An 11,732-nucleotide genomic window follows, 5' to 3' on the forward strand; every position below is an offset into this window, starting at 1 on the left:
GCTCAATGCTGCGGGCGCAACAGCAGCGTGGCGATGACGCTGATCACCGCGGTGGCCACCAGATACCCGCACGCCAGCCAGGGCGCTCCGCCACCGGCGGCGATCAGCGCGGTGAGGATCAGTGGGGTCAGGCCCGAGGAGTAGACGCCGGAGAGCTGATACACCGTCGACAGCCCGGTGTAGCGGGTCCGCGTCGGGAACAACGAGGCGTACAGCGTGCCCTGCGCGCCGTAGAACCACGCGTGAATGACACCGAACGCCAACAACATTCCCACTGCATAGGCCGTGATGCTGCCGGTGTTGAACAGGGCGAACGCCGGGAAGACGACGACGGCGTAGGCGGCGATTCCCGATGCGTAGACCGCTTTCGGACTGAACCGGTCGGCGAGTAGACCCGACACCGGCAGCAGCGCCGCCATCACCAGCGCCGCCGCGGTCACCACGATCAGGACCGGCACCTTGCCGAGATGCAGCGTCGTCGTGGCGTACGCGATGGTGAACACGCCCCAGGTGTTGAACGCGGCGCCCTCGCCCCAGCGCGACAGCAGGCCCAGCACGGTCGAACGCAACACCGGGGGCCGGAAGATCTCCTTCACGGGGACCGCCGAGCGTTCGTCGTCGTCGCGCAGCTTCTCGAACGCCGGGGTCTCGGCCACCCGGAACCGCACCACGACACCGAAGATCACCAGCACGACGCTGAACAGGAACGCGATCCGCCAGCCGTAGGTCTGGAACGCCTCGGCAGACAGCCACAACTGCAGCAGCACGAACACCCCGGTGCCCAGTGCCAGCCCCAGAGCCAGTCCGACCTGGGGGATGCTGCCGAACAGTCCGCGGCGATGCCGGGGACTGTGCTCGACGGCCAAGAGCACCGCGCCGGCCCACTCGCCGCCGAGAGCGAATCCCTGGACCACGCGCAACACCAGCAGCAGGATCGGGGCCAGCACACCGATCTGCGCCGCCGTGGGCAGCACTCCCATCAGTGCGGTCGCCGCGCCCATCAGCAGCATGGTCAGGGCGAGCGTCCGTTTGCGGCCGATCCGGTCGCCGATGTGGCCGAACACGAATCCGCCGATGGGCCGGACGACGAACCCGACCGCGAACGTGGCGAATGCCAGCATCGTGCCGACGAACGAGCTCTGGTCCGGGAAGAAGGTGTGGTTGAACACCAGGCTGGCGGCCGTGGCGTAGAGGAAGAAGTCGTACCACTCGATCGTCGTCCCGAGCACACTGGCCAGCACCGCCGTGCGCACCGTGTTTCCCGAGGCGGGCGTCGCCGTGGAGGCGGTGGGCGGGGCGGCTGCGATAGTCACCCTAGTTGTCTAGTGACCGCCCGACGCTCCGCCCACCGTTGCGCGCATCCTGATCGAAACCCGCGCCTACCCGAAGGCCAGGTCGATGATCTCCTGCTGTTCGACGGCATGCACCTTCGACGACCCCGATGACGGAGCCGACATCGCGCGCCGCGAGATCCGGGTGATCGGGTTGAAGTAGTCCGGCAGCACCTCGGGCAGGGTCAGGCCGAGTGACGGCCAGGCGCCCTGGTTGGCCGGCTCCTCCTGTACCCAGAACTTCTCGGTGACATTCGGGTAGCGGTCCAGCGTCTCGGCCAACCGGCGCCGCGGCAGCGGGGCGAGCTGTTCGAGCCGAACGATCGCCACGTCTTCGCGGTTGTCCTTGGCCTTGCGGGCCGCCAGGTCGTAGTAGATCTTGCCGCTGCACAGCAGGACGCGGGTGACCTTGCTGCGGTCGCCCTCGCCGTCGGTGTAGACGGGCTCCTCCAGCACCGAACGGAACTTGTTCTCGGTGAAGTCGCGGATATCGCTGACCGCGGCCTTGTTACGCAGCATCGACTTCGGGGTGAAGACGATCAGCGGACGCTGGATGCCGTCCATGCCGTGCCGGCGCAACAGGTGGAAGTAGTTCGCCGGGGTGGACGGCACCGAGATCGTCATCGAGCCCTCGGCCCACAGCTGCAGGAAGCGCTCGATGCGGCCCGAGGTGTGGTCGGGACCCTGACCCTCGTGGCCGTGCGGCAGCAGCAGCACGACGTCGGAGAGCTGGCCCCACTTGGCCTCACCGGAGCTGATGAACTCGTCGATGATCGATTGGGCGCCGTTGACGAAGTCGCCGAACTGCGCCTCCCACAACACCATTGCGTCGGGATTGCCCACCGAGTAGCCGTACTCGAAGCCCACCGCGGCGTATTCCGACAGCGCAGAGTTGTACACCAGGAACTTGCCGCCGGTGGGGGTGCCGTCGGTGCTGGTGGCCAGCAGCTGCAGCGGGGTGAACTCCTCGCCGGTCTTACGGTCGACGATCACCGAGTGGCGCTGGGTGAACGTGCCGCGCTGGGTGTCCTGGCCGGAGATCCGGACCAGCTTGCCCTCCGAGACCAGCGACCCGAGCGCGAGCAACTCGGCGAACGCCCAGTCGACCTTGCCCTCGTAGGCCATCTCGCGGCGCCGCTCCAGCACCGGCTTGACGCGCGGGTGCACGGTGAACCCGTCCGGCAGGGCCAGATGGGCGTCGCCGATACGGGCGAGCAGGGACTTGTCCACCGCAGTGGCGAGCCGCTGCGGGATCTGCTGGTCGGCCTCGACCGATTCGCTGGGCTCGGCCGCGTGCTTCTCCAGCTCGCGGACCTCGTTGAACACCCGCTCCAGCTGACCCTGGTAGTCGCGCAGGGCGTCCTCGGCCTCTTTCATCGAGATGTCGCCACGGCCGATCAGTGATTCGGTGTAGGCCTTGCGGGAGCCGCGCTTCGTGTCGATGAGGTCGTACATGTACGGCTGAGTCATCGACGGATCGTCGCCCTCGTTGTGTCCGCGGCGGCGGTAGCACAGCATGTCGATGACGACGTCCTTCTTGAACGCCTGGCGGAAGTCCACTGCCAGCCGCGCCACCCAGGCACACGCCTCGGGGTCGTCGCCGTTGACGTGGAAGATCGGTGCGCCGATCATCTTGGCGACGTCGGTGCAGTACTCGCTGGAGCGCGAATCCGTTGGCGCCGTGGTGAACCCGATCTGGTTGTTCACCACGATGTGGATGGTGCCGCCGGTGCGGTAACCGTTCAGCAGGGCCAGGTTCAGCGTCTCGGCGACCACGCCCTGGCCGGCGAACGCGGCGTCGCCGTGCAGCATCAGCGGGACGACGGGGTACTCGCCGGAGACGTCGGCGTCCTTGCTGCCGTCCAGCAGATCCTGCTTGGCCCGTACCAGACCCTCGAGCACCGGGTCGACGGCTTCCAGATGCGAGGGGTTGGCGGTCAGCGACACCTCGATGTCGTTCTCGCCGAACATCTGGATGTAGGTGCCGGTGGCGCCGAGGTGGTACTTCACGTCGCCGGAGCCGTGGGCCTGGCTCGGGTTGAGGTTGCCCTCGAACTCGGTGAAGATCTGGCTGTAGGGCTTGCCGACGATGTTGGCCAGCACGTTGAGGCGGCCGCGGTGCGGCATGCCGATGACCACCTCGTCGAGCGCGTGCTCGGCGCACTGGTCGATCACGGCGTCCATCATCGGGATGACGGTCTCCGCGCCTTCCAGCGAGAAGCGCTTCTGCCCAACGTATTTGGTCTGCAGGAAGGTCTCGAATGCCTCGGCCGCATTGAGCTTGCTCAGGATGTACTTCTGCTCGGCGACGGTGGGCTTGTCGTGCTTGACCTCGACGCGTTCCTGGATCCAGCGTTGCTGCTCGGGTTCGAGGATGTGTGTGTACTCCACGCCGATGTGGCGGCAGTAGGCGTCACGCAGCACCGAGAGCACGTCGCGCAGTTTCATGTACTGCTTGCCGGCGAACCCGTCGACCTTGAACTCGCGGTCCAGGTCCCACAGCGTCAGGCCATGGGTGTTGACGTCGAGATCGGGGTGACTGCGGAAGCGGGTGTTGTCCAGCCGCAGCGGGTCGATGTCGGCCATCAGGTGGCCGCGGTTGCGGTAGGCCGCGATCAGCTCGATGACACGGGCGTTCTTGTCGGCGATCGAGTCCGGGTTGTCGGTGCGCCAGCGCACCGGCTCATACGGGATGCCGAGTTCGCGGAAGATCTCGTCGTAGAACTCGTCGTCGAGCAGCAGGGTGTGGATGGTGCGCAGGAAGTCGCCCGACTCGGCGCCCTGGATGATGCGGTGGTCGTAGGTCGATGTCAGGGTGATCAGCTTGCCGATGCCCAGGTCGGCGATGCGTTCCTCGCTGGCGCCCTGGAACTCGGCCGGGTACTCCATGGCGCCCGCGCCGATGATGGCGCCCTGGCCCTGCATGAGCCGCGGCACCGAGTGCACGGTGCCGATCGTGCCCGGGTTGGTCAGCGAGATGGTCACGCCGGAGAAGTCCTCGGCGGTCAGCTTGCCGTCGCGGGCCCGGCGCACGATGTCCTCGTAGGCGGCGATGAACTGGCCGAAATGCATTGTCTCGCAACGCTTGATCGCAGCAACGACCAGTGACCGGTTGCCATCCTTACCGGGCAGGTCGATGGCCAGGCCGAGGTTGGTGTGGGCCGGGGTGACCGCAGCCGGCTTGCCGTTGGCCTCGGCGAAGTACCGGTTCATGTTCGGGAACTTCTTGACCGCCTGCACGATCGCGTAGCCGAGCAGATGGGTGAAGCTGACCTTGCCGCCACGGGTGCGCTTGAGGTGGTTGTTGATGACGATGCGGTTGTCGATCATCGCCTTGGCCGGGATGGCCCGCACGCTGGTCGCGGTGGGCACCTCCAGCGACGCGTTCATGTTCTTGACCACGGCCGCCGCGGCGCCACGCAGCACCTGCGACTCGTCGCCCTCGGCGGGGGTGGGGCCCGGCTTCGCCGGCTTGGCCGGTGCAGCAGCCTTGGCCGGTGCGGCCTTGGCGGGCGCCGCTGCCGGAGCGGGTGCCGCAGGCGGAGCGGGTGCCGCAGGCGCGGCGGGAGTTGCTGGCGGTGCGGCGGCAGGCGCTGCCTGCGCCGCCGGCTGACCGTTGGCGACGGTGTTGTCGGTGGTGGGTTCAGGGGAGTAGTCGACCAGAAATTCGTGCCAACTCGGATCCACCGAAGAGGGATCCTCGCGGAACTTGCGATACATCTCCTCGACCAACCACTCGTTCTGCCCGAATGGTGAAGGTGAACTGCTCACGGCAGACACTCGCCTCGATTCTTGTGTCCGGCTAGCCGTCACATGCAGGCTTGCCGCTTGTGTTCTTCTGTGGGCGGTCGACCCCTCTGGACCGCCGCATAAAGGCTATCGCCTTTCAGCGCCGCCTGAGGTCAGCATGGTCCTCAGGGGTTGGCGGACGGCAGCACATGCAACGTTGCGGGCCACCGCGGCGGGGGTGCGCCGAACGCCTGGCGGGCGTTGGCGACGATCTTCTTACCCATCAGCCGGTTGCCGACCCCGCCGATGACAGCGCCGATGCCCACCGGCAGCATCTTGCCGAAAGCCATCGCGCCGCGCTTGAGCGTATACCGCTTGACGAAGTACTTGACCAGCCGGGAGTTGAGCTGAGAGACCGCGGGCAACGGCAGCGTCGCCGCACCGTCGGACAGCCACGCACCGCTGGTCCGTCCGGTGCCCAGCAGGTCGGCCATGGCGTGCTTGCTGTCTTCGCCGACGAGGACCGAAAGCACCAGTGCACGGCGCCGTTCGCGATGGTCGGCCGGGATGCCGTGCACCTCGGCGACGGCGAGGACGAACACCGACGTGGCTTCCAGGAACACGACCGTCTCGCCGGCGACGGCCGACAGCGCCGCCAGGGTTCCGATGCCCGGGAAGGCGGCGGCCGAACCGACGGCGGCGCCGCTGGCCATCACCGCGGCCAGGTAGTGCTTCTCCAGCCGGGTCACGATCTCGGCCGGGGTGGCATCGGGCTGATGGCTGCGCAACCGGTCCACGTAGGCCTTGACGGCCGGGGCCTGGACGCGCGAGCTGCGCTCGATGATGGCCGAGAGCACCTTCGCCGCCGTGCTGGGATCTTCGGTCTCTTCGATCTTCGCAGGCAGGGCTTTGGACCGCGCACGCACTTCGGGGCCTCCCAGGTGTGAACCCATCGTTGACTGCCAGGCTATCGCTTGACCTGACGTCGGGAGAACGAACGGCCACCCGTTGCCGGTGCCCGAGGGTGACAGCGGTCACGGGAACAAAAAACTGAAATGCGGGGCTGTTCACCTTCATGGCATCATCGCCCGACGTGGACCAGACGACATTGCCGGCCGCGCCGAGCCGAATCCGGATGATTCTCGTCCTGGGTGCCCTGGTGGCGCTGGGTCCACTGACCATCGACATGTATCTGCCGGCCCTACCTCGGATCGCCGAGGAGCTCTCGGTCTCGTCCTCGGTGTCGCAGTTGACGCTCACCGGAACCCTGGCCGGTCTGGCCCTCGGCCAGCTGATCGTCGGCCCGCTGTCGGATTCGCTGGGACGCAGGCGCCCGTTGATGGCGGGCATCGTGCTGCACATGGTGGCCTCGGTGCTGTGCGTGCTGGCACCCAACATCACCGTCCTCGGGCTGGCGCGCGGTCTGCAGGGCATGGGTGCGGCGGCGGCCTCGGTGGTGGCCATCGCCGTGGTCGGCGACCTGTTCAGCGGCACGGTGGCGGCCACAGTGATGTCGCGCTTGATGCTGGTGCTGGGAGTGGCCCCGGTGCTGGCCCCGTCCTTGGGGGCGGCCGTGCTGTTGCACGGGTCCTGGCACTGGGTCTTCGTCGCGCTGGTGGTGGTGGCCGGGGGATTGTTGGCGATGGCCGCGCTCGCCCTGCCCGAGACGCTGCCGGTCGCCCACCGGCGCCCGCTCGCGGTGAGCGGCATCGTCAGCACGTATATCGAGCTGCTGCGTGACTCCCGATTCGTGATCCTGGTGCTGGTCGCCGCGCTGGGTATGTCCGGGTTGTTCGCCTATATCTCGGCGGCGCCGTTCGTCCTGCAGGGCCACTACGGTCTCGACCAGCAGGCCTTCGCGCTGGTGTTCGCCGCGGGCGCGATCGCGCTGATCGGCTCCACCCAGTTCAACGTCGTGCTGCTGCGCCGGTTCTCGCCGCAGGCCATCACGGTGGCGGCGTTGAGTTGGTCGACGCTTGCCGGGGTGGTGTTCGTGGTGCTGACCGTCGCGCAAGTCGGTGGGCTGTCCGCGTTCGTGGCGCCGGTACTGGCGATCCTGGCCGGTATGGGCCTGGTGCTGCCCAACGCCCCGGCCCTCGCACTGTCGCGGCATCCCGACGCTGCCGGAACCGCGGCCGCGCTGCTGGGCGCGGCGCAGTTCGGGCTCGGCGCCGCGGTGGCGCCCGCGATCGGGGCCCTTGGCAACGGTGCGCTGGCGTTGTCGTGGGTGATGACGGCCGGCATGGCGATCGCCCTGACGGCGCTGCTGCTGGTCGGTCGGCGTAACGACGATGACGAGCCGAGCGAATACCCGGGCGACACGCTCGTCGTTTCCGAGGCGGTTGTCGAGCCCGCCTGACGCGCTCCCGGGTAGCGTCGGCTGGGCCCGCCAACAACCCAACTGAGCCGGACCCGAGGCCCAACACACCGCATCGCCATGTCTCCAGCGCTGAACGCCCGCACCCCGAGCCCGCAGGGCACGGTGCCCGCGCGTGCGGACAACCCGTGGAACGCACTGTGGGCCATGATGGTCGGCTTCTTCATGATCCTGGTCGACGCCACGATCGTCGCAGTCGCCAATCCGACCATCATGGAAGAGCTCGGCGCCGATTACGACGGCGTGATCTGGGTGACCAGCGCTTACCTACTGGCCTACGCCGTGCCGCTGCTCGTCGCGGGACGGTTGGGCGATGTCTACGGGCCCAAGAATCTCTACCTCGCCGGCCTGGCGGTGTTCACCGCGGCCTCGCTGTGGTGCGGTCTGGCCGGCAGCATCGGGATGCTGATCGCGGCCCGTGTGGTGCAGGGCATCGGCGCGGCCCTGCTGACGCCGCAGACGTTGTCCACGATCACCCGCATCTTCCCGCCCGAGCGGCGCGGCGTGGCAATGAGTGTGTGGGGCGCGACGGCCGGGGTGGCCACGCTGGTCGGTCCGCTGGCCGGTGGCGTGCTGGTCGGGGGACTGGGCTGGCAGTGGATCTTCTTCGTCAACGTGCCGATCGGGGTTGTGGGCTTCGCCCTGGCGGTCTGGCTGGTGCCCGTGCTGCCCACCCAGGCCCACCGGTTCGACGTGCTGGGCGTGGTGTTGTCCGGTGTCGGCATGTTCCTGATCGTGTTCGCACTGCAGGAGGGGCAGTCGCGCGACTGGGCGCCGTGGGTGTGGGCCACCGGCGCGGTCGGCATTGCCGTGATGGTCGCGTTCGTGTGCTGGCAGGCGGTCAACACCGCCGAGCCGCTGATCCCGCTACGGATCTTCAAAGATCGCGACTTCAGCCTGGCCAACGTCGGCGTCGCCACGATCGGGTTCGCGGTGACCGCGATGATCCTGCCGTTGATGTTCTACGCCCAGACGGTGTGCGGACTGTCGCCGATCCGGTCGGCACTCTTGACCGCTCCGACGGCGATCGCCAGTGGTGTGCTGGCGCCGGTCGTGGGTCGCATCGTCGACCGGGCGCATCCGACGCCGGTGATCGGTTTCGGTTTCTCGGCCATGGCGATCGGGCTGACCTGGCTGGCGATGGAGATGACCCCGACGACGCCGATCTGGCGGCTGCTGCTGCCGCAGTTGGTGATGGGCGTCGGCATGGCGTTCATCTGGTCCCCGTTGGCAGCGACCGCGACGCGCAACCTGCCGCCGGATCTGGCCGGGGCCGGATCCGGCGTGTACAACGCCACCCGCCAGGTCGGTTCGGTGCTGGGCAGCGCGGGGATCGCGGCGTACATGACGTCGCGCATCGGCGCCGAGATGCCGGGGGCGGCCGCTGCGGCGCCTCGCGGTGAGGGCGCGGTCGCCGAGTTGCCGGAGTTCCTGCACGCGCCGTTCGCCGCGGCCATGTCGCAGTCCATGCTCCTGCCGGCGTTCATCGCGCTGTTCGGGGTGGTGGCGGCGCTCTTCCTGCTCGGCTTCGATGCCGAGCCGGTCTTCGCGTCCGACCCGGATCCCTACCTGGACCCCCGCGACGACGATGACGACGACTACGTCGAGTTCACGGTGAGCCATCACCACAACGATGGAGACGGCGCGGCGGACGCGGTGACCGACTCGTTCCGGGTGCTGCCGCTGGCCGAGGACCCCGAGAAATGGGAGAACATCTACGCCGAGTTCATGGCCGAGCGCGAGGATTGAACAGCACGGCGCGATTGAGGTATCCGTCCGGATCGAAGGCGGCCTTGATCGTGCGCATGGCCGCGATGTCGGCCTCGGTGCGTGACATCGCCACATAGTCGCGCTTACGCGATCCGACGCCGTGCTCGGAGCTGACGTTGCCGCCGCAGTCGGCGATCAACGTCATCATCGCGGCATACAACCCCGCTTCGGCGTGGGTGGAGCACCGCAGCACGTTCAGGTGCAGATTGCCCTCCCCGATGTGGCCGAACAGCACCGGAATGGCGTCCGCGGTATGGCTGGCGATCAGTTCGGTGGCGTCGGCAGCGAAGTCCTGGATCGCCGAAAGCGGCAGCGAGACATCGAATTTCAATGGCGGTCCGAACAATCCGAGCACCTCGGCCACCGACTCCCGTACCTGCCACAGCCGCTGCTGGGCGGTTGTGTCGATGCCGACGGCCGGCTCACCACAGAGGTCGGCCCCGTCCAGCGCGTCGGCCAGCCGTTCGGTCTGGTCGCTGTCGCCGGCCAGTTCGATCAGCAACTGCCAGGCGCCGTCGACCGGGGCGGGGACGCCGAGATGCTCGGCGGTCAGCGCACTGGCCCGGGCGTCGATCAGCTCCAGGGCCGCGATGCCATCGAGGTCGCGGAAGAGGCGGCCGGTGCGGGTCAGCGCTTCCAGATCGGCGAACCCACAGATCGCGGTGACCCGGTGGGTGGGGGTGGGATGCAGGCGCAGATCCAGCGCGGTGATCACGCCGAGCGTCCCCTCGGCGCCGACGAACAGCGAGGCCAGGTCGTAGCCGGTGTTGTCGCGGCGGACCTGACTGTGCCGGTGTACCACCGATCCGTCGGGCAGTGCGATGTCCAGGCCCAGCACCTGCTCGCCCATGTTGCCGTAGCGAACGGTGCGCAGACCGCCGGCGTTGGTGGAGGCCATCCCGCCGACAGTGGCCGATTCGCGCGCGGCCAGGTCCACCCCGAACACCAATCCGGCTGCGGTGGCGGCGCGTTGCACCGCTGCCAGGGGAGTCCCGGCGCCGGCGCTGACACGGCGCTCGACGGTGTCGACGACGCTGATCTCGGTGAGGCGCTCGGTCGACAGCAGGATGTCGTCGTTCTCGGGCACCGTCCCCGCCACCAGCGAGGTGCGGCCGCCTTGCACCGTGACACACGCTCCCGCATCGCGGCAGGCGCGCAGCACCGCGGCTACTTCGCCGGCGGTGCCGGGCCGGACCAGAGCTGCCGCTTGTCCGCGATACCGCCCGGTGTGGTCGACGCACCGGCCGTCCAGCACGTCGGGATCGGTGGTGACGTAGCCGGCACCGACGATTCCGGCAAGGGTTCCGGTAAGCGTTTCAGTCACCGCTTGGGTGTATCACATCCGATGCGCCGGCCGTTCCGGCGCGGCGTGCGGGCAGCGGGTTCGGTCGTGCTGGCTACCATCGCAGCCATGGCCGTCAACGAGACATCGATCTGATTGTCGATCAACCGGAGGGGTCTGCTCGTCGGGTCGGCGGCAACGGTCGTCGGTGCCGGCCTGGTGAGCTCGGCATGTGGTTCCGCGGCTCGGGAAGGAGCTGGACAGGAGATGACAGATCCCTCGGCGCCGGGTGCCAACCGCGCCGTCGATACTCATGCGCACGTGTACCCGGCATCGATCCTGGACCGGCTGGAGTCCATCGGGGTGGATCCGCAGTCGACCGAGATCGCCCGCGGGATAAGGGCGAGCGACTCGGACTCGGACATGGCGGCTCGCCTCAAGATGATGGACGATGCGGGCGTGGCCACCCAGATCCTTTCCGCCACACCGCAAGTACCGATGGTCGATGACGTTCGGGCCGCTGCCGCGGTGGCCCGCGAACTCAACACCATCTACCGCAATCTGCTGCAGCGGTATCCCGGGCGCTTCGCAGCATATGGGTCGGCGGTGCTTCCGCACGTCACGGAGTCCATCGCCGAAACCGCCTACTGTCTCGATGAACTCGGATTCGTCGGCATGGCGGTGAACACGTTCCTGCCCGGCGGCCGCTCGTTGGCGGACCCGCAGTTCGACCCGTTCTACGCCGAGCTGGATCGGCGCGATCCTCTACATCCACCCGACCGGCTGCGGCGCCTTCAGCCGCCCGATCAACGACCATGGCCTGGCCTGGGTCAACGGCGCACCGGTGGAGGACGCGACCGCTGTCCTGCAACTGATGAAGGCCGATATCCCGCACCGCTTTCCGAACATCATCTGGCATGTCGCGCACCTCGGTGGCGACCTGCCCTTCCTCGCCCGCCGTATCGAGGACAACTTCGAGGACTGGCACGCGTTTGCGCACAGCCCTATGGAGATCATGCGATCGATGTACTTCGACGCGGCGAACTTCCACGAACCGTCACTGCGTCTGGCCGTGGAAACTTTCGGTGCTTCTCAGATCATGTGTGGCAGCGACTACCCGTACTTCCAGGACGCCAAATACACCCGCGCGGTGAGCTACATTCGCGACTCGTCGCTCGACCAGCAGGACAAGGATGCGATCCTGAGTTCCAACGCGCGGCGGCTGTTCGGTCTGGATTGACCG

Annotated in this window: 6 protein-coding genes and 1 pseudogene; 3 read left to right on the plus strand and 4 right to left on the minus strand. The window is 67.9% G+C overall.

Translation table 11 applies throughout. From position 1 onward, the window contains the following. Window positions 1-2: 2 nt before the first annotated feature. From AB0876_RS29650 to AB0876_RS29660, 3 genes are all read right to left on the minus strand, one after another. The gene (locus AB0876_RS29650; RefSeq protein ID WP_491842294.1) at window positions 3-1,313 is read right to left on the minus strand and encodes an MFS transporter; all 1,311 of its coding nucleotides are present in this window, start codon (window positions 1,311-1,313) and stop codon (window positions 3-5) included. A gap of 66 nt (window positions 1,314-1,379) precedes the next feature. After that, window positions 1,380-5,102 carry a multifunctional oxoglutarate decarboxylase/oxoglutarate dehydrogenase thiamine pyrophosphate-binding subunit/dihydrolipoyllysine-residue succinyltransferase subunit gene (locus tag AB0876_RS29655; RefSeq protein ID WP_526043682.1) on the minus strand — a complete coding sequence of 1,241 codons (3,723 nt, stop codon included), beginning with the start codon at window positions 5,100-5,102 and terminating at the stop codon, window positions 1,380-1,382. 143 nt (window positions 5,103-5,245) lie between these two features. Next, window positions 5,246-6,013 (minus strand): hypothetical protein, encoded by a 768-nt coding sequence (locus AB0876_RS29660; RefSeq protein WP_491842296.1) that lies wholly within the window; start codon window positions 6,011-6,013, stop codon window positions 5,246-5,248. A 122-nt stretch (window positions 6,014-6,135) separates the two neighbouring features. Here AB0876_RS29660 and AB0876_RS29665 point away from each other — a divergent pair, with 122 nt between their 5' ends. Next, on the plus strand, window positions 6,136-7,419 hold the full coding sequence (locus AB0876_RS29665) for a multidrug effflux MFS transporter (protein WP_526043683.1): 1,284 nt from the start codon (window positions 6,136-6,138) through the stop codon (window positions 7,417-7,419). Between the two features lie 78 nt (window positions 7,420-7,497). Next, entirely contained in the window at window positions 7,498-9,186 is a 1,689-nt protein-coding gene (locus AB0876_RS29670) for a DHA2 family efflux MFS transporter permease subunit (RefSeq protein WP_526043684.1), read from the plus strand. Here the strand turns inward: AB0876_RS29670 and AB0876_RS29675 are convergent. Continuing rightward, window positions 9,164-10,531, minus strand: coding sequence for an FAD-binding oxidoreductase (locus AB0876_RS29675; RefSeq protein ID WP_526043685.1), 1,368 nt, complete (start codon window positions 10,529-10,531; stop codon window positions 9,164-9,166). The genes AB0876_RS29670 and AB0876_RS29675 overlap by 23 nt on opposite strands. 225 nt (window positions 10,532-10,756) lie before the next feature. On the opposite strand from AB0876_RS29675, the pseudogene AB0876_RS29680 reads away from it, so the two are divergent. Continuing rightward, window positions 10,757-11,729, plus strand: a pseudogene (locus AB0876_RS29680) (amidohydrolase family protein). The last annotated feature ends 3 nt before the right edge of the window (window positions 11,730-11,732 follow it).

Source organism: Mycobacterium sp. NPDC049093 (genome assembly GCF_040704635.1).
In the GTDB taxonomy this organism is placed as follows: Bacteria; Actinomycetota; Actinomycetes; order Mycobacteriales; family Mycobacteriaceae; genus Mycobacterium.

Bases quoted from the DNA above. Each gene is read 5' to 3' on its own strand.
- AB0876_RS29660 (WP_491842296.1), bottom strand. From the start codon at position 6,013: ATGGGTTCACACCTGGGAGGCCCCGAAGTGCGTGCGCGGTCCAAAGCC.
- AB0876_RS29665 (WP_526043683.1), top strand. From the start codon at position 6,136: ATGGCATCATCGCCCGACGTGGACCAGACGACATTGCCGGCCGCGCCG.
- AB0876_RS29670 (WP_526043684.1), top strand. From the start codon at position 7,498: ATGTCTCCAGCGCTGAACGCCCGCACCCCGAGCCCGCAGGGCACGGTG.